This window comes from Chryseobacterium metallicongregator (genome assembly GCF_031324065.1).
GTDB lineage: Bacteria > Bacteroidota > Bacteroidia > Flavobacteriales > Weeksellaceae > Chryseobacterium > Chryseobacterium metallicongregator.
Map to the genome: position 1 here is coordinate 217360 of NZ_JAVIXS010000020.1, position 21548 is coordinate 238907.

Sequence of the window (21548 nt, forward strand, 5' to 3'; positions counted from 1 at the left end):
CTGAGGAAACGAATTTGATACAAATAATATCTACAAATATATTAATAATGATACAAAATAAACCAACCCTTAAATATCATTATAAAAAAATACATTCCGGAGGAATTTCAGATGGAGCACATCATTATTTTTTATTCGTTAAAAACAATCCTTTTTTTGTATAATTCACTTTTATAACAAATTGTAAATTAAACATCTGAAATAATTAATACATCCAAAAAAACGAGTAATAATGCATTATATGCATACAATAGCATATCACTTCGGGAAGATTTAATACTTAATTCAAAAATAATTATCCATCTTTGCAGCCTTAAAATCAAACACGCTAGTTTATTTCATGAGCATTACTTTTAAAAAGCGACTAATTATAGCGCTTGTATTACCTACGGCCGCCATCTATTATGGGCAGAGTACGAAGGATTCTTTAGAGAAATCTAAATCTATTGATGAGGTTATGTTGGTAGGTAGAAACCTTTCCCAAACAGCCAAAGAGAGAAAAACACCTGTTGCAGTATCCAACATTAAGGCTGCAGAAATTCAGGAAAAACTGGGAAACAGAGAATTCCCTGAAATTATGAAGTCTACTCCATCCGTTTATGTTACCAAAGTAGGTGGAGGATTCGGAGACAGCAGAATCAACATGAGAGGTTTTGACGGGGCTAACATTGCAGTAATCATCAACGGACAGCCGGTGAATGATATGCAGGGAGGTACTGTGTACTGGTCTAACTGGACCGGATTAGCTGATATTGCAAGCAATATTCAGATTCAAAGAGGTTTGGGAGCTTCCAAATTTGTAGTCCCTTCTGTAGGAGGAACGATCAATATTGTAACCAAAGCTACCGATTCTGAGCAGAAAGCAATGATTAAAGGAGAAGTTGGAAATGATAACTACTCCAGAATATCAGCAATGTACTCTTCAGGATTAAAAAACAAATGGGGAACAACAGTATTGCTTTCCCGCTGGCAAGGTGACGGATACATCAATGGAACAAAAGGAGAAGGTTACTCATGGTTTTTCTCTACAGGATTTAAGCCTAATGAAAAGCATGCGTTCAATTTTATCGCTACCGGAGCACCACAAGTACACGATACGAGAAGGTCTTCTGCAACCGGAGCTAATGTGGCAACACTGCAGCAGTTTGAAACTTACGGAAGAAGATACAATCCACAAACAGGAATGCTGAATGGTTCTCAATTCAATTTAGCACCGAACTTCTACCACAAGCCTATCGCTTCATTAAACTGGGATTGGAATATGAATGACAATCTGAAGCTATCCACAGTTCTTTATGGTTCATGGGGACGCGGTGGCGGTGGTACCGGATTGAACGGTTCTATCAAAAACGCAGCCGGACAAACTATGAACTTCATGAATTATGGCGCAGGTGGCGACGGTACGATCAACTGGGATATGATTTACCGTTATAACAGAGGCGGTATGGTAACAGATTATAATGGAAATAGCTTCCAGAAATCAACCTTCACTGCACCTGCAGGTTCTCCTGGTGATTATAACGGAAAATATGTAGCGACTCTGAACGGAACCAATGGGATCGTAAGAAAGCAGAGTATAAATGCTCATGACTGGTATGGAGTAATCGCAGACCTTAATTACAAAAAAAATAACTGGACTTTCAACGGAGGAATTGATCTTAAAACATACAAAGGAGCTTTGTATGACATTGTAACAGATATGTTAGGATCTGATGCATTGTATGTTCCTAATACTGCCAATGCGCCAAAAGGATATTATATCAATCAAACCGTAAAACCGGAACCGCTTACCAAGCTTAAAGATGCTCAGAAGGTATCTATTCACAACGAAGGGCTGGTAAAATGGGCTGGAATCTATGGAATGGTTGAATACAGCTCTGAAAAACTAAGTGCATCTGTTCAGGGATCTGTTTCTGAGCAGTATTACAAGAGAAGAGATTATATGCTGTATACTCCGGGAAATCAGGAGACAAAATGGTATCATAAAACAGGATATATTGTAAAAGGAGGTGCCAACTATAATATAGATGATCACCATAATGTATTTTTCAATACAGGAGTTATTTCAAGACAGCCTTTATTCAATGCATTATTCCCATCCAACCAGAATATCTATAATGATGCTAAAAATGAAAGAATCTTCTCTGTGGAATTAGGATATGGTTTCAAATCGCGTTATATAGATGTGAACATCAATGCTTACAGAACGCAGTGGGATGACAGATTTATCTCAAGAACATTCAATGCTACGGCAGCAGATGTTGCAAAATTCTCTCAGTTAAGCCTTGGAAATGCTTATTTCTATAATGCTTTGAATGTAGGACAGGTACACCAGGGAATCGAATTGGAAGCAAAGGCAAGACCTTTTACTAACCTTAGATTAAGAGGAATGGTATCATTGGGTAACTGGAAATATAAAGGAAATGCTAACTTCAACATTCTGGATGTTCAAACCAACCAGGAAATAGCAGGAGCTACAGGAGTGATCAATATCAAAGACCTGAAAGTAGGAGATGCTGCTCAAACAACAGCAAGCATCGGAGCAGATTACAATATCACCAAAGCATTCAGTATTGATGCCAACTGGGAATATTATGACAAGCTTTATGCTCAGTTCAACCCGATCAACTTCCTTACTGAAGCGGCAAGAGAAAAAGGAATTGTAAAATTGCCAAGCTATCATTTATTTGATGTTGGTGCTTCTTACAAATTTACATTGGATGCGAAAAAATCTTTAACATTGAGAGCTAACGTATATAACTTATTTAACAAATATTATATTTCCGAATTGAGCTCCAATATCTTCGCAGGAGATAAAATTGCCAATGGTCCCGATGCCGGAAAAACGTATCAGGAAGCTGGCAGAGTTTATCAGGGTGTTGCAGACGGCAATACAGGATTCCTTGGTTTTGGAAGAACCTGGTCTGTTGCAGCCACTTTGAGATTCTAAGATAATATATTTTAATAATGAATCAATTGAAAAGGCTGTCTCATTTTTGGACAGCCTTTTCTTATTTTTAAACATAAGTGTCAAAAATAATGTTCTATCTTTTTACAGCTTAAAAATTTTTAGGTTTTTTATTCTGAGCAGCCTGTCTGGCTATTTCATCAATACGATTTTTTCTGGTTTCAGGTCTTTTGGCAAGTACAATCCATTGAAGCAGCATTTTTTTTATAGATTTACTCAAGCTTAGAAAATAGATTTCGGAGCCTTCATGCAGTTTAAATGCTTCACTCAGGTCATCAGGAATGGTAAGGTCTTCTACCGAATCCAAAATATTCCACGAGCCATTCTCTTTTGCAATTCTGATCGTTTCAAATCCTGCTTTGGTCATCAGATTATTTTCTATCAGCTTCTGAACCTTATCTTTATTAATTTTGGACCAGGTACTCTTCGGCTTCCGTCTGCTGAATAACTGCATAAACGAACCTTTGTCTATGGTTTTTCTCGTACTGTCAATCCAGCCAAAACAAAGGGCTTCATCTACCAGATCCGTCCAATGAACAATGGGTAAATTTGATTTTCTGGTATTACAGATAAGCCATACAGACTGCTCTATATGATGATTCTCTTCCAGCCATTGCCTCCATTCTTCCTGTGTATTGACACAGAAGGTGTGTTTGTATGCAATTTCTCCCATAGCTTTTCTTTTATTGATGTAAAATTAACTTACTTTAATGACAATAGTTTGTCAGTATTAAATTTCTATTTCTTAATTATCACATTCCATAATATAAGGCTATTTTAAAGAAATAAATGATAAATTAGACAAACTAAATCATTAAAAGGTTTTACTTTTTTTACTTAGATATGGACACAGAAACTATAAATTATATTATCAGATATTTTGGGAAATTAATGACCAGGGACGAAGCATTAGCACTGAATCATCATATGTATACTTTGAAGAGTTCTGAAAGTGAGCATATAAGAAATGCAATGATAAAGCGGGGCTGGATAAATTCTGATCCTGAAGTCATACAACTATTAGAACATGGATATGAAGTTTTTGAACAAAATGTTGTAACCCGGATAATGGCAGAAACTCCTGAAAAAGTTTTTTTCAACAATTGTCCTAAATGCCACAAACTCGCCCGTACTCCACGTGCAAAACAATGCAGATATTGTGGATATAACTGGCATCATTTAACTGCTGCTCAGTTTAAGCTCAGTAATACATTTCAAGTTACAGGAAGAATTTTTTTTTAATAGGACAAATTGAAGAAGGCAAAATAAAAGAAGGACAAAGAATAGATTTAAGAATATTGGGTCTTAATAAAAAACCTAAAATTCAATCCATTGAATTTGCCCTTACACGTCAGGGCGAAAAAGCATGGGAAGATATTGCACTGGGTATAGCTGAGTTAACTGCAGAAGATAAAGAATATTTAAAAAGTATCATGCCAGTAAGAGATCCACTTGACATCATAACAGAATAAATTATTTTTTCGAGTTCTTCACCTGCAATGCTCTCTGATAAAAAGACTGATTGGCAATTTTCTCTTCTGCTTCATCAATAGCAGTCAGCAGATTGTTTTTATTGTCTGCAATATCCCCTAAAATCTGAGCCATCAGTTCCCAAACAGGTTTCATTTTTTCAATAAGATCGTTCCCTTTTGAAGTCAGTTTAAACAGTCTTTTTCGTTCATCCTGCTTATCTTTTTCCCATTGGATCAATTCCTGTTTTTCCAGTTCTTTGAGCAGGGTTATTGTAGATGGATGGGTATACCCTATTTCATTGGCAATTTCAACAACGCTTGCTATTTCTTTTTTATAAATGGTGAAAATTACCGGAAACCATTTCAATTCGAAATCAATTCCGAATGCTTTATAGATCAATGCTCCATCTTTCCTCAATTGTTCACTGAGGCGGTGCAGTCTGGTGGATATGGCAAGAATTCCTGCTTCGTTGATTACATTCATATTCAGTCAAGATTTAAGTGGTAAAAAACATCATCAGCACTCATCAAAGGAAATTTAACAGGAAGATCGCTTTTTTCAATCTTTACAAATTCATTCCTTTCATAGAAACGCTGGGCTGCTTTCAGTACCGTTATGGTTCCCAAATATAAATCATCAATTCTGTTTTCGCGACAGAAAGAAATTAAAACTTCCAATAATTCCTGCGCAATATTCAGTTCTTTTCCTCTGAATTCCTTTTTCACAAACATTTTTCTGATGGCTCCTGCCCTGTCGTCAAATTTAACCAATGCTATAGAACCCACCAGCTCACCATCTACAAAAGCACCCCAAAAGTTACCTCCGGCTTCCGTGTAAAAACTTTCTATCTGCAGAAGGTCAGGTTGATCTTTAATAGTAATCGGAATATTAAACTCTTTCTGCTGAATCGTCAAAATCAGATCAATGGCCTGCTCTGAATAAGAATTTCCTATGGGTTGTATCTCTAATTTCATAGTATTTATATTTTAAAGTACAAAACTACGTAGTTGAATACATATATACAAATTGATTTTACCTATTAAATAATTTTAGCATGATCAATAATCAAAAAAAACGTATGCCATTCCTGACATACGTTTTTATGATATTACATTGCTGAATATGGTTATTTCCAGCCTCCTCCTAAAGCCTGATAAAGCTCTACGGCTGCTTTCATTTTACTGTATCTTGCATTGGAAATGTTAAGCTCTGCATTCAATGAATTCACACTTGCATTCAATACTTCTAGATAGTTTGCCATACCATAGTTCACTAATTCCTGGGAATAGTCAACCGATTTTTTGTAGGCATCCAACTCATGTTGCTTCAATTCAATAAATGAATCCTGAACAGAGAAAACTCTGATGGCATCCGAAACTTCTTTTCCGGCAGTCAGAACTGTTTTTCTGAAGTTGAGATAAGCCGTTTCTTTATTGGCAAGACTTACGTCATAGTTGGTCTGAATCTGTCTCTTATTTAAAATCGGTTGAGCCAATCCTGCTACTACGTTTGCAAACAATGAATTTACACTGAATAAGTGGTCAATATCTACCGACTGTACTCCTCCGCTTCCTGTCAGTTTTAAAGTTGGATAAAACTGGGCTTTCGCAGCATTGGTCAGCTCAAAAGCATTCATTAAGTTATACTCTGCTCTCATAACATCCGGACGGTTGGCCAGAAGTTGAGTAGGATAACCTAATTTCAAATCGATTGGAAGTTTTTGCCCTTCCAATGTAGATCTTTCGATAGAATGAGAAGGCTCTCCCATCAAAAGACTCATGGTATTTTCAAGCAATTGGATCTGTGTATCAATATCAATCAGTAATGATTTGGCATTGAAAACAAGAGCCTCACTTTGCTGTACTGCTACTTCAGTAACTGTTCCGGAAGTTTTTAAAGCCTTAGTTGCTTCAAGGTTTTTCTCTCTTACCGCAATGGTTTCTGAAATAATTCTCTTCTGTGCATCAAATGTCAACAATTGATAATATGCAGAAGCGATGGAAGACACCAAACTACTTTTAACAGCTTTATGCGCTGCAACAGTTCCTAAATAAGTAGCCAGCTGTGCTTTCTCCTGTGCTTTTAATTTACCCCAGATATCCGCTTCCCATCCGATACTTGCCGTAATGTCAAACTGGTTCACATAACGTCTTGATCCGATAATCTGTCCGAACTGTGTATTGATAGACTGTGTCTGAAATGTATAGTTGGGTCCTATGGAAACAGTAGGCTGGTAGGCTGCTTTGCTTTGTTTAAGATAAGCTTCTGCAGAATTAATACTTTCCAAAGCAATTCTGATATCAAGATTGTTCTCCAGTGCTTTAGAAATATGCCCCTGTAGTATCGGATCCGTAAATATCTCTTTCCAAGAAATATCGGCAATACTAGCACTGTCCGAAGGAAGCATATCCGTACGGAACAGCTTTTCGTCTACAACATTCTTCGGTCTTTCATATTCTTTTCTTGCCATACAGGATGAAATGGCGCCGAGTATGAAAACTGAAAAAGTGATTCCTTTTATGATGTTTAATAAACTCTTCATTATAAAAAATTAGAAATTAGATGTTAGAGGCCAGAAGTTAGATAGAGCTTTAGACTAATTTCTAAATATCTAACTTCTAACTTCTCTAATTAATTTTATTCTGCTAAATTGATATCTTCTTTTTTGATAGGTTTGATCTTCTCCTGCAGTGTTTCAAAAATCACATACAGAACCGGAATTACAAATAATCCCAAAACAGTTCCTATCAATAGTCCGATTGCCGCACCCGTAGCGATAGATCTGTTACCTACTGCTCCAATTCCACTTGCCAGAACTAACGGCAATAAACCGAAAATAAAGGCGAATGATGTCATTAGAATAGGTCTCACCCTGGCTTTTGCTGCATTGATGGCTGACATTACAATGGTTTCTCCATGATGTCTTCTCTGAACAGCGAATTCAACAATAAGAATTGCATTTTTCGCCAGCAGTCCCACGAGCATGATCAGGGCAATCTGGAAGTAAATATTATTTTCCAGTCCCATAATCTTCTGGCCGAAGTAAGCTCCCATTACCCCAAGAGGAAGAGAAATAATAACAATCAGCGGAAGGATATAACTTTCATACTGTGCAGAAAGGATAAAGTAAACGAAGATCAAACTTAGTCCGAAAATCAGAAGTGTCTGAGATCCTGAATTTAATTCTTCTCTGGTTAACCCTGTAAATTCTACGGCATAGTTTTGATTCAGGGTTTCATCTGCCACCTGTTGTACAGCAGCAATCGCATCCCCGGAACTGTATCCGTCAGAGTTTGCTCCTGTCACCTTCACTGAAGTAAATAGGTTATAACGGCTTACAGATTGTGGTCCATAGGCTTTTGTTAATGTTACAAACTGTGAGATTGGAGTCATGATCCCTGATCCTGTTCTGACATAAAGCTGATTCAGATTGTCAATATTCTTTCTATTCTCAGGAAGAGCCTGAACCATCACCCTGAACTGCTTTCCATACTTGGTAAAGTCGGCAGTATAAATACCACCAATATACCCTTGCATAGTCGCCAGAATGTCGTTTACAGAAACACCAAGCTGCTTGCTCAGAGGAACATTAATTTCCATCTGATACTGAGGATATTTTGTATTGAATGAAGTCTGTGCAAACTGAATTTCCGGTCTCTGCATCAGCTTACCGATGAATTCATTCGTTTTAGCATCTAAATCGGCATATTCACCTCCTGACTTGTCCAGCAATACCATTTCAAAACCTGCACTGTTACCAAATCCTGGTACACTTGGCGGTTGGAAGAATACGACTTTAGCGTCAGGAACAGATCCTACAATTCCAAATAATTTTTTGGTGATATCTTCAGAAGTCTGTCCGTCTTTTTTTCTTTCTTCGAATGGTTTCAGTTTCACAAAGGCAAGACCGTTGTTACTTCCGTTTCCGGATAAGAATCCTCTACCCGTAGAAATTGTTACATTCTGTACTCCCGGAACTTTTAATGCTTTTGCCTGAAGTGTTTTCAAAGCATTATACGTTCTTTCCATAGAAGCTCCCGGAGGAAGCTGAACATCTGTAAAGATAATCCCTCTGTCTTCTGTAGGTACAAAACCTTTCTTCATACTGCTGCTTGCCCAGAATAAGATTCCTCCGGTAACAGCAAAAATAATTAAGGTAACCCATTTATGTCTTAACAAGAATACAAATCCTCTTCCGTAACGCTCAGTAGTTGTTTTAAAAGCAATATTAAACTTATAGAAAAACTTCTGTAACAGATTCAGGCTTTGATACTCTTTATGATGCTCTGCGTGAGGTTTCAGGAATAATGAACATAAAACCGGACTCAGCGTTAATGCATTAATAGCAGAAATGATGATGGCAATGATCAACGTAATACCAAACTGCTGGTAGAATACCCCTGTAGGTCCTGTAATGAACGTTACCGGAATAAATACCGCTGCCATTACCAATGTAATAGATATAATAGCTCCTGTAATCTCATCCATTGCCTCTACTGTCGCTTTTTTAGCATCGGAAATACCATGTTCCATCTTGGCATGAACGGCCTCGACGACGACAATGGCATCATCCACTACAATACCAATGGCCAGTACCAATGCAAATAAGGTTAAGAGGTTCAATGAATATCCGAATAAATTCAGGAAGAAGAACGCCCCCACAATAGATACCGGAACCGCAATGGCCGGGATCAGTGTAGATCTGAAATCCTGAAGGAAAATATACACTACAATAAATACCAGAATGAAGGCTTCGATCAGGGTATGTACTACCTTTTCAATAGAAGCTTCCAGGAATTCGTTGGTATCAAAGTTAAAAGTATATTTTACGCCCTTTGGAAAAGTTCCCTCTGCTGATTTCAGATAGGCTTTGATATTCTTAATAATCTCCTGTGCATTGGATCCCGGAGTCTGGAAGATCCCCATACTGATGGAAGGATTGTTTCCGTTCTCCCCGATTCCTGTATAAGACTGCCCTGCCAGTTCTACTTTAGCAACGTCTTTCAGCATCAGGTTTTGTCCGTTTGCAAGAGATTTGATGATGATATTATCGTACTGTTCTTTATCGTTGAATTTACCTACGTATTTAATGATATATTCAAAAGAACTTCCACTGTTTTGTCCAATAGAACCCGCAGCAGCTTCTCTACTCTGCTCATTGATAGCATTGGTAACATCTGTAGGAGTTACACTGTAAGCAGCCATTTTTGCAGGATCCAGCCAGATTCTCATGGAATAGTTTTTACCACCGAATACGTTGGCATCCCCTACACCATTTACCCTTTTCAGGTTTGGAATAATATTGATATTCAAAAAGTTCTGAAGGTATACGTCATCCAAATCTTTATTTTCAGAATAGAAAGACATATACATCAGGGCACTGGTCTGCTGCTTCTGGGTTACAACCCCTGAACGTGTTACTTCAGATGGTAAAAGAGGTGTTGCTCTCGCTACACGGTTCTGTACGTTTACCGCTGCAATATCCGGGTCTATTCCTTGTTTGAAGAAAACCTGGATCTGAGCAGAACCGTCATTCCCGGCACTGGAAGTGATATAATCCATACCTTCCACCCCGTTGATCTGTTCTTCCAAAGGAACTACCACACTTTTCATCACCGTCTCAGCATTGGCTCCCGTATAGTTTGCGGAAACACTTACCGTAGGCGGCGCAATATCCGGGTACTGCGTAACCGGTAACGAGATCAGCCCTAGCACACCGAGAATCACAATCAAAATTGAGATTACGGTAGATAAAACCGGTCTGTTAATAAAGTTTTTTATCATTAGAATTTCGGTTTTATAGATTGAACAAGACTATCCATTTTGATTGGCTTCGGCTTCACTGCTGTTCCCGGTTTCAGACCTCCGATACCAGCTGCAATAACCGTTTCTCCTTTATTAACTCCTGATTTAAGAAGAGCCATATTGTCAATTCTGTCGATCACATTTACAACAACGTTTCTGGCAGTATCTCCTTTTTCTACTTTGTATACGTAAACGATACCTTGTTGCTCATAAGTAGCACTTTCAGGTACAACAAGAACATTATCGTAATGCTGAGGGAATCTGATGGTTCCACTGTTACCATTACTTAATAATTTCTGAGCATTCGAAAAAGCAACTCTGAACTGGATAGTTCCGGTTGTAGGATCAATCTGACCAGTAATGGCTTCAATTCTCCCTTTTTCAGGATAAAGACTTCCATTGGCCAACTGAAGTTCTACCATGGGTAAGTTTTTAATTTTCTCAGGCATAGATGCTCCCGGAGATTTTTCAAGGAAATCAAAATATTCCTTTTCATTCATCGCGAAGTAAGCATAGATCTCGGACGTATCTGAAATTGTTGTCAAAGGTGTCTGATCAGACGGCCCTACCAAACTACCTACTTTTAATGGTAGTCTTCCGATCACCCCGGAAATAGGAGCACGAATGATAGAATATTCAATATTGGCTTCTACTCCTTTGTAATTCGCTTCAGCCTGTCTTTTGGCAGCATTAGCCTGTTGAAGCTGAGCCTGAGCCTGAGCCAACTGAGCCTGTGCTGTCTGCAATTGTACACTGCTGATGATATTTTTCTGAACCAGAGGTTTTAGTTTGTTTACTTCAACCTGAGCCGCATTTACAGAAGCCTGAGCCGCTGCAACACTGGAGGCCGCAGCACCTATTCCTGCTTTGGAAGCTGCTGCATTTTCGTTCAGGATATTGGTTTCCAGACGGAACAAAGGCTGTCCTTTGGTAACATATTGTCCTTCATCTACCAATACCTGGGTAATATACCCTTGTATTTTTGCACGTACATCATTGTTTACTCTACCCTGAATGGTAGCCGGAAACGTCTGATAACCCACTATATTTTTTGACTCCACGGAAACAACCGGATACGGCTTGGCACCATCCTGTTTCGGAGCTTCTTTTTTGCAGGCTGTCAGTGAAAACGCTGCAATGGAAAGTATAACTAGCTTATTATTCATTTTATAGTTTATTAAGAGATTCCTGAATATTTTCTATGTTTTTATTTAAGAGTGCTTTGTAAACTTCTATTCTTTCATTGTATCCATCATCTTTACTTTTTTTAAAATTGTTTAAATCATCTAATAGTCTTAATTCGTCCTGCATTTTTTGGACAATTTTTTCGAATCGTATTTTCTTGTATTCATCATTGATGAAAAAATACCGTTTCCGCTCATCCATTTTGTTATGGTCTACGATAAGCTGGGCATTGAGCAGTAATGAAATACTGGTAGAAACAGAGCTTTTGCTCGCAGAGAGCACTTCAACAAACTCGTCAAAAGTAATTCCTACTTTCTCATAGTCAAAAAGAAGGTAGGAATAAATTTTTGAAGCTAAAGGGGGTAAGCTGAACACGGTGCCATAGAATTTTACGGCATCTTGAAAAATTTTTTCATCAATTTCTATACTTTGGTGCATAATATAAAAATTTGAACAAAAGTAGAAATTAGTTCAGAACCAAACGAACAAACCTGATAGAGTTTATAAATACAGGGCGTTTTAAAAATTCAATGAAAGTTGATTTAACTTTTTGCTTAAATTATAATCTTCTCAAAAGCTTTTCTCATTCCGTCTCTTAAAAGAACCTCTCCACAATAAGAATAACCTCTGCTTTCAAGGATTTTCAGCATGGCAATATTGTCATGGTTGGTATCTACTTTAATACTCTGAATCCCATGGGATTTGGTAAATTCTTCAATCTGATCAAAAAGTTTTTTTACCATACCCTGTCCTGCAAATTCTTCATCTACAGCCACTCTGTGAACCACGACAAATTCACCATCACTTAACCATGCTCCTTCTATCGTACTGTAAGCAGGTTCATCATTCAGAATAAGTGCTGCATATACTGCAATCTTGCCATCCACTGTCATAACGTGGCCAAATCCTTTCGCAATATCACTTTCCACTGTCCCGAGATTAGGATATCCGTTCTGCCATTGGGTACTTCCATCCTGTCTTCTTCTTTCGATGGATTGCTGAATGATTTCCCAAATAGTGTTTCTGTCTTCAATTTCCGCTTGTCTTAGTTTAATCTCCGGATTCATGTTGTAAAATTTGATTAAAAGATTGATGTAAGAATTAAAAAAGTTACTGTTTGTTTAATTCTTAAATCAATGGTTTATAAATAATTAAAAAACCGAAAATTAATTAAAATTAATTTTCGGTTCGAAGTAGTAAAATTTAAAATTATGAAATTGTTTATTGATTTTCACTTTGTTGAAGGTAAGCATCAATAATTTCAAATGCTTTTTTTTCTTCTTCCAGATCTACCATAACCTTCAGCGAAGTGGCTGTTGGCGTAGTGGTAAACGTAAGATAGTTATTTTCAACGGTATTTGCAATTTGCGCGTCATCCAATTTAGACTTAACCAACTGAATTTCTGAAGGGTTATCACTTACATAAACTGATACTCTCGTACTTCTTTCCATATTCTAATTGTTTGAGTATCTAAATATACGATGTTTTTTTCAAAATTACAAATCCCGGGTTTTAAATTTTATTAATATTGTTTTCAATTTTATCTAAAGCAAGTTGAATTTCTTCTTTAGTAACATTCAAGTGAGGTCTGAAACGAAGAGACTGATCTCCACAAGGAAGAATGATTAATCCGTCATTGAAAAGCTCATTCATCAGGTGGTTTCTCTGCTCTGCGGTAGGAAGATCAATAGCACACATCAAGCCTCTTCCTCTTGCATTGGATATTTTTTCAGGATATTTTTCAGCAAGGGACTTTAAGCTTTCCAGTAAGAAATCTCCAACTACTCTTGCGTTCTCAACAAGGTTTTCTTTTTCGATCACTTCCATTACCAGCTGGAAACGAAGCATATCGATAAAATTTCCTCCGAATGTAGAGTTGATTCTTGAACTTTCTCTGAAAACATTGTTCGGAACCTGATCAAACTTCTCTTTATTGGCTAAAACCCCACAAACCTGAGCTTTTTTCCCGAAAGAAATGATATCCGGTTTTGCTGTAAAATGCTGGAAAGCCCACATTTTCCCTGTAATGGCAATACCTGTCTGAACTTCATCAAAAATAAGTAAGATTTCGTTATCATCACAGATTCTTCTTAATCCTAATAAGAATTCGTCTCTGAAATGATTGTCACCTCCTTCAGCCTGAATAGGTTCAATGATGATACAAGCCACTTTATCAGGGTGCATCAAAATTGCCTCTTCAATCTGAAGCAAAGCAAGATTTTCGTTTTTGATGGTTTCTTCAAGGTTTTCTTCAGTAATCGGGAACTTTAATTTTGGATTTAAAATTCTCGGCCAGTTAAACATTGGGAAATATTGGTACTTTCTTGGATCAGAAGTATTGGTTAAACTCAAAGTATAACCACTTCTTCCATGGAAAGCCTGTTTGAAGTGGATACAGATTCCAGCTTCAGTGTCTAATCCTTTTTCAAAGTTTTTGCGGGTTTTCCAATCGAAGCATGCCTTCATTGCATTTTCAACTCCCATCGTTCCGCCTTCGATAAAGAAAGCGTATTGTAATTCTTCAGGGATAACTACTCTTTCAAATACTTCAAGGAAATGAGCGTATTCTTCCGAGTAAACATCAGCCAAAGTAGGTTTGTTTACAGCCATTCTTCCTAACCATTCTGATCTTTCAACAAGATAAGGGTGATTGTATCCGATGGATGCTGATGCAAACATAGAGAACATATCCAGGTATTCTCTGTCTGTCAGTTTATCATAAAGCCAAGATCCATGTGATTTTTCAATATCCATCACAAAATCGAAACCGTCTGCCAACACATGTTTTCCTACTGTTTCTTTTACTTTATTTGCTTTTATATCTAATGTGTGTTCCATAATAAATTTGTAGTGTGATTTAATAAATGAATGATTAAATGATGCTAATAATACAGCATTTAACCATTCAGGTTATTAATTTTTTTGTTTTTTGAGTACTTTAAGTAAAGCTTTTATAAATCAAATTTAATTCCTTGTGCTAAAGGAAGTTGTGCAGTGTAATTTATAGTATTGGTTTGTCTCCTCATATAGTATTTCCAAGCGTCAGATCCTGACTCTCTTCCTCCTCCGGTTTCTTTTTCACCCCCGAAAGCTCCACCAATTTCAGCACCGGAAGTTCCGATATTGACGTTGGCAATACCACAGTCTGAACCTGCATGAGAAAGGAACAATTCTGCTTCTCTTAAATTCTGAGTCATGATTGCAGAAGACAATCCCTGAGGAACATCATTCTGAATAGCGATAGCTTCCTCTAATGTTTTGTATTTGATCAAATATAGGATCGGTGCAAAAGTTTCGTGCTGAACAATCTCATAAGAGTTTTTCACTTCAGCCACACAAGGTTTTACATAGCATCCGGATTCGTAATCTTTACCAGATAAAACGCCACCTTCAACAACGAATTTCCCGCCTTCTTTTTTACATTTTTTGATCGCTTCTTCGTATTGGTTTACAGCATCCGTATCAATAAGTGGTCCCACATGGTTGTTTTCATCCAATGGATTTCCGATTTTCAGCTGCCCGTAAGCTTTTGTTAATCTTGTTTTCACTTCGTTGTAAACACTTTCGTGGATGATTAGCCTTCTTGTTGAAGTACATCTCTGACCAGCAGTTCCTACAGCTCCGAAAACAGCTCCGATAATCGACATATCGATATCAGCTTCTTTTGTAATGATGATGGCATTGTTTCCACCTAATTCAAGAATAGACTTCCCGAATCTTTCTGCTACTTTAGAAGAAACCATTCTTCCTACTCTTGTAGATCCTGTGAAAGATACCAACGCTACTCTTTTATCATCTACCAGTTTCTGTCCGATTTCGTGGTCTGATACCAATACGCTTGAAACTCCTTCAGGAAGATTATTTTCCTTCAGAACTTCCATCATGATATTCTGGCATGCAATAGCACAAAGCGGTGTTTTTTCAGATGGCTTCCAGATGGTAACGTTACCACAAATCCAAGCCAATGCAGTGTTCCAGGACCATACGGCTACCGGGAAGTTGAATGCTGTAATAATCCCAACAACTCCTAGTGGATGGTATTGCTCATACATTCTGTGTCCAGGTCTTTCAGAGTGCATAGTGTACCCCTGAAGCTGTCTTGAAAGTCCAACTGCGAAGTCACAGATATCAATCATCTCCTGAACTTCACCAAGACCTTCCTGTAATGATTTACCCATTTCATAAGAAACAAGTTTACCAAGATCGTCTTTATATTCTCTTAATTTTAAGCCCAGCTGCCTTACCATCTCTCCTCTTTTTGGAGCCGGGATCAGCCTGAATTCCTGAAATGCTTTTTGAGCAGTTTCAATTACTTTGTCATAATCACTTTCTCCGGAAGTTTTTACTTTAGCGATCAATTTTCCATCTACAGGAGAAATGCTTTCTATCACCTTTCCTGAAGCGAAATATTTTCCGCCCACTGAAGTCCCTTTGTTCTCTTCTTTAATCCCAAGATTCTTGAGTGTTTTTTCAATTCCGAAATCCTTTACTTTTTTTGACATAAAATCTTACTTTTCGTTCTCTCTAAAGATAAAAATATTATGTGAACCTCAAAACTTTAATTTTTAATACGCTTTTTATTTGGACTAATTATAAACATGCTTATCTTTGTAGCGTAATCTTTTTGATAATCACCAATGGAAAATTCACAAGAAAACAACTCAAAGCTTAAAAAGTGGTTCAAGCGTGTGGGATGGGCAGGATTAGCTTTCTTTACCATTAAAGGCTTGATTTGGCTCGTTATATTCTACGTTGGAGCAGATAGTCTCCAGAGTTGTATACAATAAAAAAGCAGAGAAAATTTCTCTGCTTTCTTTTTGGTGTAAGATTAACTGAATTGTTATTTCTTTATTGAAAGGCTAAAAAAGGAGGTCTTTTTTATACTTTCTGTAATTTTAAAAAGGGGAAAAATATTCGATTTCTGTGCGTGTATTCCCAAAAAAGATTATTTTTCTTGTTTGATCCACCCTTTTAAACTACTCTTTCTTCTTCCTCCCTGCGTTGACAAGGCTCTGATGCAACAGGTATTCTATCTGTCCGTTCACACTTCTGAATTCATCATTGGCCCACTTTTCAAGGAGTTTATAAGTAGACTCATCTATCCTTATCACAAAGGATTTTTTTCCTTTGCTTTCCGAAGAGTTCTGAGCTTTTTCTGATTTCATTTTCTAAATTCTCTAACATTATTTCTGACTATTTTAGTGTAAAGTTATCTGCACTAAAATCTAACTGTTAATTATTCACTTCTTAATTATAAAGTGTTCCCGCATTTAATATTGGGGTTGCTGCTTTTTCACCGCAAAGAACCACCATTAAATTACTTACCATTGCTGCTTTTCTTTCATCATCAAGATCTACGATATTTTCTTCAGAAAGCTTTTTCAATGCAAGGTCTACCATTCCTACCGCTCCTTCTACAATCTTAGTTCTTGCAGCAACGATAGCTGTCGCCTGCTGTCTCTGAAGCATTGCTCCTGCAATTTCTGAAGCATAGGCCAGGTGTGAAATCCTTGCCTCCTGAATCACAATTCCAGCCTTTGAAAGACGATCTGTAAGTTCCTGTTCCAAAATAGAATTGATTTTATCTCCTCCTTCTCTCAATGTAATAGGAGCATGATCATCTTCTAAATTATCATAAGGAAAGCTCATCGCTAAATGTCTTACCGCCGCTTCACTCTGCATTTTTACAAAATCTGAATAACGCTCCACATCAAAAGCCGCTTTATAAGTATCTCCTACTTTCCATACAATTACAACTGCAATTTCAATAGGGTTACCCATTTTATCATTTACCTTCAAAGTCTGACCTTGCAGATTTTCGGAACGTAAAGAAATTTTTTGTGATGAATATAAAGGATTGATAAAGAATAATCCGTTCTCTTTTACACTTCCCACGTATTTTCCAAAGAAGTTTAATACTCTCGAATGGTTAGGCTGAATGATCATTAACCCTTTTAAGAAAAAGCACGAAAGAAGAAAACAAAGCATAGAGATAACCACATAAGCTATACTTTGATCTACTCCACTCACAAAGAAGTATACTGCTGCAACAAACAAGGCCAGGCAAATGACCAATGTAAGATAACCCGACATGGGTTTTAATGTTTTTTCCATGATTGAATTTTAATTTGATATTATTTTGATATCATAAAGATAGTAATGAATTTTGAATTATGAATGATAAATTTTGATTTTTTTGAGGTGCGATTTTCGGGATATCGGATTCGGGTATTTTAGCTAACGCAAAGTTCGCGAGGCTAATTCATTAGGATGCATTATATTTTTGTTCGCAAAGCCCCTTCGTTTAGCTAAGACCACTATTTCTTTGCTGAGTGAAACGTCTTTGTGAGCGATATTTTAGCATCATCAAAATCATTGCGAACCTTGCGCTAAAAAAACAAGTTCTTTACATTTTACAAAGCTTCTTCTTCTCTTGCAGAATGTTTTTGCGAACGATATTTTATCATCCCAAAATCATTGCGAACCTTAGCGTTAAAAAAAGTACAAGTTCTTTAAAACACCTTGTTCTCTTGCTGAGTGAAACGTCTTTGCGAACAATAACTCATCATAATATACATCATTGCGAACATAGCGTTAAAACAACTCATCCCAAAGCCAGAAACAATAGAAATAAAAAAATCCCGGAAAGTGAATTCCGGGATTTTAATGTATGTATTCAAGAGTCTATTTCTTCGTTAAAGCTTTAAACTTGATATAAGAAACAACTGATAGAAGGATCATTGTTCCTATTCCGATGTATACCCAAGCTGGTACTGGTACCGGATCTCCTGCTGCATATGAGTGAAGTCCGCTTAGATAATAATTAACTCCAAAGTAAGTCATTACCATTGAACAGAATGCAAACATTGTTGCTACGTGGAATGCCCATCTGCTTCTCAATCCAGGTACTAATCTCATGTGCAGTACAAATGCATATACCATGATAGAGATGAAGGCCCATGTTTCTTTCGGGTCCCAGCTCCAGTATCTTCCCCATGATTCGTTGGCCCAGATTCCTCCTAAGAAGTTTCCTACCGTTAAAGCGAACAACCCAATAGTTAATGACATTTCAGAAACAATTACCAGTTCTTTCAATGTCGTATCGTGGTGTATTTTATACGTTTCTTTATTGGAGATAATATAGAACACCAATGAAATTACTGCAATAATCATTGAGAGCGCAAAGAATCCATAGCTTGATGTAATAATAGCCACGTGAACAATTAACCAGTAAGATTTCAATACCGGAACAAGTGGTGTAATCTGCGGATCAAGAGCAGAACCTCCGTGTGCAAATCCCATCATGATAACTGCTACCATGAATCCGGCTGCAGGAATTAATGCATTGGCATTTCTGTACAAGATTAAACCCGCTGTAATACCAACCCAAGAGATAAAAATAATCGCTTCATATCCGTTACTCCAAGGAGCGTGTCCTGAAATATACCATCTTGCCACAAGTCCTAGGAAATGCAATAGATATCCAACCAAACCAATCGCAATAATTACTTTAATTACTTTGTTTAGTATTTTATTTGATTTGAATAATTCAACAAAACCTAGAATCAAAAGAAGACCACCAACAAGCGTGTAGAAAATCAACAATTTGAAGTTGATATCTGCTTTATTCATGAATACTTCAAGATCCACTTTAGATTTAGCAGGAACAACCGCTTTACCCCATTTCTGCTGGTATTCTGAAAGCTTCGCCAATTCTGTATCTGCTTTGCTCCAATCCCCTGTTTTCTGTGCCGTAAGCGCTTCTGCAAAGTAAGGTCCCATTACCTGCTGAGATTCCATATCCGGTTCGAATTTCTGGTCTAGCCATGAATGCCATGTGTGGTTAGCATCATTCTTCACAGGAACAATTCTCATAAACTGACCGCTGAAGAACTCATTGAAGATCTGTACTCTTTCGTTTACAGCAATGACTTCTTTATCATAATTCGTTTGTTCAGCCGGTTTTTTACGGAATGCCGTATTGTAATCGTGTTCCAGAATATACGTAAGATTGCCGTTTGCATCTGCCGGGAAAAGGTTCATTAATGAAGTATACCCGTCTTCGTTTGCTTTGGTTTTATTTTTCAGTTCATCACCTCCTTTAGGTCCTACTTTGATCATAGGAACCATCGTCCAGCTTGGTGTGTCTGTATTGATAGAAAGAAACCATTGGTTAGCCGTAAGAGACTTCCCGTCTGTTCCTTTGAATTCGTCTTTTTTGTATAATTTTCTTAAAACATCTAATGCTTCTGTGTTGATAGGAACAATTCTTCCTTCAAAACTCTGCACCAAAAGATATCCGAATTTATCAGCATGTTCTTTGCTGATTTTGTTTCTCGCAATAATCTCATCCGGAGAAATAGATCTCATTTTCCCCATTGGAGTTGCCAGAGAGTTCTGCTTCGGAGCAGCGCCATCAAGCGGCTGGGCAGACGGAGCCGGAGCGTGAGAATGATTATCTCCTTCCACGTGAATATGTTCTCTGCTTCCGTCAGTAGTTCCGTGAGTTTCGATTTTCTGAGCATTTAAACCTAAACTTAAGAACAATAAAAGTACTCCTGCAGCTTTCTTTTTATTAACGTCAGCCATCATTTTATTCAATTTCCAGAAATGAGTTCCTTTCCAGAAGAAAATAACAAACATTCCAAGGAATAAAAGTCCATATCCGATATAAGAAATCAAAGTTCCCCAGTAATCGTGGTTTACAGAAAGAACAGTTCCCATTCTGTCCGGATCAAAACTTGACTGGAAGAAACGGTATCCTTTATGATTAAGAACGTGGTTCATATAGATTTTATAAGGAGTTTCTTTACCTTCATCAATGATTTTCACATGGCTTTCGTAAGCACTTGGAGATGAACTTCCAGGATACGTTTCCATCACGAAATCATCCAGTTTCAAGGCGAAAGGTGTGTTGTATACTTTAGGTCCGAAACCTACCATGATGTTTAATCCATCCATAGTCACCTGCTTGTAAGCATTCGGATTTCCTTTTTCAACCGAAAGGTCTACAATTTGTTTTGTTTTTGGTCCCTGAAGCTCAATCTGAAGCATATCAGGTACATTGGCATCTTTCTTTCTGTCGCCTTCAATAGCCATAAGTCTTCCTTTTTTAAGACCTTCAGGTACTACCAGCTTCAGTTCGTTGATCGTATATAAACTTCTTAATGCCAAAGGCTGGAATTCATCTTTCACTGTAGTCCCTGTTGCCTGGGTTGCCATAGTCATATAACTTGCATCAACAGGAGTTTTGATAAATAATTTTCCGCCTTCATTTTTGAATTCAACAGCACCTTCAATCGCCCTGTTGAAGGTCACCAAAGTACCGTTAATGGATTTTGTTTCTCCCGGTTTGATGTAAATATTTTGTCTTCCGGTAGTTCCGGTAGAAACCAAATGAAGGTACTCAGTACCATTTGGTTCAGCTACAAGACTGTCTTTTTTTCTTTGGATGTATTCCTTGGCAAACACTTTCACTTCTTTTCCGTGGAAGTCATAAGTTGCTTTTAGATCTTTGTGTAACGGAGACATCAGATAAGGAACATCCTGATAATTCAGCACATCACCCTTTTCTTCGATCTGAATTTTAAAGAAATTTTTATCGGTTACGATTTCGTTGGATGTTTCACCTTCTCTGATGTGCATTTGTCCTTCGAAACTGATGTATCTGGTGATAGCACCACCAATAAAAATAAAAACAAAGGCAAGGTGGAAAACAAGAACCGGCCACTTATCTTTCTTCCATAGTCTGTATCTTCCGATATTTCCTATGAAATTGAGAATCAGTAAGACCATGATCAGTTCGAACCATTTAGCCTCATAAATTAATGCTTTTGCTGTAGGAGTTCCGTAGTCGTTTTCTAAGAACGTTGCATAAGCCATCGCGAATGCGTACACCAGCAACAATACAGCCATTGTCCTGGTTGAGATAAGAATATCTTGGAGCTTCTTCATGATTTATTGTACTTGACATGCAAAAATAAGCATGATAAACCACAAAGAGCTTAAAAAAAGCTGTTTTTTATCACTTTGGCCTCGGTTTTGCTTATTTTGAAACATTCTTAATAAGCCCAAAAACATTAGGAAAAATTCAATTTCTAATTCTGAAAAAATATA

General features: G+C 37.4%; 17 protein-coding genes. 3 read left to right on the forward strand and 14 right to left on the reverse strand.

Going from position 1 to position 21548, the window contains the following annotated elements:
* Positions 1 to 340: 340 nt before the first annotated feature.
* Complete coding sequence (locus REB14_RS18955; RefSeq protein WP_309522979.1) at positions 341 to 2950, forward strand: TonB-dependent receptor; 2610 nt, start codon at positions 341 to 343, stop codon at positions 2948 to 2950.
* A gap of 109 nt (positions 2951 to 3059) precedes the next feature.
* Here REB14_RS18955 and REB14_RS18960 read toward each other — a convergent pair whose 3' ends face one another.
* Positions 3060 to 3641, reverse strand: a complete 582-nt coding sequence (locus REB14_RS18960; protein ID WP_079241558.1) for a YdeI/OmpD-associated family protein — start codon at positions 3639 to 3641, stop codon at positions 3060 to 3062.
* A gap of 170 nt (positions 3642 to 3811) precedes the next feature.
* On the opposite strand from REB14_RS18960, the gene REB14_RS18965 reads away from it, so the two are divergent.
* Both REB14_RS18965 and REB14_RS18970 read left to right on the forward strand, forming a co-directional pair.
* A complete protein-coding gene (locus REB14_RS18965; RefSeq protein WP_309522980.1) occupies positions 3812 to 4210 on the forward strand; it encodes a hypothetical protein in 399 nt (132 codons plus the stop codon).
* A gap of 56 nt (positions 4211 to 4266) precedes the next feature.
* Positions 4267 to 4440, forward strand: coding sequence for a hypothetical protein (locus REB14_RS18970; RefSeq protein WP_309522981.1), 174 nt, complete (start codon positions 4267 to 4269; stop codon positions 4438 to 4440).
* A 1-nt stretch (position 4441) separates the two neighbouring features.
* On the opposite strand, the gene REB14_RS18975 is transcribed toward REB14_RS18970, so the two are convergent.
* The 13 genes from REB14_RS18975 to REB14_RS19035 form a co-directional block, all read right to left on the reverse strand.
* Entirely contained in the window at positions 4442 to 4924 is a 483-nt protein-coding gene (locus tag REB14_RS18975) for a MarR family winged helix-turn-helix transcriptional regulator (RefSeq protein WP_079241556.1), read from the reverse strand.
* A 2-nt stretch (positions 4925 to 4926) separates the two neighbouring features.
* A complete protein-coding gene (locus tag REB14_RS18980) occupies positions 4927 to 5415 on the reverse strand; it encodes a GNAT family N-acetyltransferase (RefSeq protein ID WP_079241555.1) in 489 nt (162 codons plus the stop codon).
* A 152-nt stretch (positions 5416 to 5567) separates the two neighbouring features.
* Positions 5568 to 6983, reverse strand: coding sequence for an efflux transporter outer membrane subunit (locus tag REB14_RS18985; protein ID WP_309522982.1), 1416 nt, complete (start codon positions 6981 to 6983; stop codon positions 5568 to 5570).
* Positions 6984 to 7078: 95 nt separating this feature from the next.
* Complete coding sequence (locus REB14_RS18990) at positions 7079 to 10225, reverse strand: efflux RND transporter permease subunit (RefSeq protein ID WP_034694383.1); 3147 nt, start codon at positions 10223 to 10225, stop codon at positions 7079 to 7081.
* The gene (locus tag REB14_RS18995) at positions 10225 to 11412 is read right to left on the reverse strand and encodes an efflux RND transporter periplasmic adaptor subunit (RefSeq protein WP_079241553.1); all 1188 of its coding nucleotides are present in this window, start codon (positions 11410 to 11412) and stop codon (positions 10225 to 10227) included. The genes REB14_RS18990 and REB14_RS18995 overlap by 1 nt, the downstream gene beginning before the upstream one ends.
* Position 11413: 1 nt before the next feature.
* Positions 11414 to 11869: a hypothetical protein gene (locus REB14_RS19000; protein ID WP_034694378.1), complete on the reverse strand. Its 456-nt coding sequence runs from the start codon at positions 11867 to 11869 to the stop codon at positions 11414 to 11416.
* Between the two features lie 116 nt (positions 11870 to 11985).
* Positions 11986 to 12498 carry a GNAT family N-acetyltransferase gene (locus REB14_RS19005; RefSeq protein WP_309522983.1) on the reverse strand — a complete coding sequence of 171 codons (513 nt, stop codon included), beginning with the start codon at positions 12496 to 12498 and terminating at the stop codon, positions 11986 to 11988.
* A gap of 154 nt (positions 12499 to 12652) precedes the next feature.
* On the reverse strand, positions 12653 to 12883 hold the full coding sequence (locus REB14_RS19010) for a DUF2007 domain-containing protein (RefSeq protein ID WP_034694374.1): 231 nt from the start codon (positions 12881 to 12883) through the stop codon (positions 12653 to 12655).
* A gap of 61 nt (positions 12884 to 12944) precedes the next feature.
* The gene (lat, locus tag REB14_RS19015) at positions 12945 to 14270 is read right to left on the reverse strand and encodes an L-lysine 6-transaminase (RefSeq protein ID WP_309522984.1); all 1326 of its coding nucleotides are present in this window, start codon (positions 14268 to 14270) and stop codon (positions 12945 to 12947) included.
* Between the two features lie 113 nt (positions 14271 to 14383).
* A complete protein-coding gene (gene amaB / locus REB14_RS19020) occupies positions 14384 to 15934 on the reverse strand; it encodes an L-piperidine-6-carboxylate dehydrogenase (protein ID WP_079241550.1) in 1551 nt (516 codons plus the stop codon).
* A gap of 474 nt (positions 15935 to 16408) precedes the next feature.
* The gene (locus tag REB14_RS19025) at positions 16409 to 16597 is read right to left on the reverse strand and encodes a type II toxin-antitoxin system antitoxin (RefSeq protein WP_034694367.1); all 189 of its coding nucleotides are present in this window, start codon (positions 16595 to 16597) and stop codon (positions 16409 to 16411) included.
* An 82-nt stretch (positions 16598 to 16679) separates the two neighbouring features.
* Positions 16680 to 17546, reverse strand: coding sequence for an SPFH domain-containing protein (locus REB14_RS19030; RefSeq protein ID WP_079241549.1), 867 nt, complete (start codon positions 17544 to 17546; stop codon positions 16680 to 16682).
* Between the two features lie 570 nt (positions 17547 to 18116).
* A complete protein-coding gene (locus REB14_RS19035; protein ID WP_309522985.1) occupies positions 18117 to 21386 on the reverse strand; it encodes a cytochrome c biogenesis protein CcsA in 3270 nt (1089 codons plus the stop codon).
* Positions 21387 to 21548 lie beyond the last annotated feature (162 nt).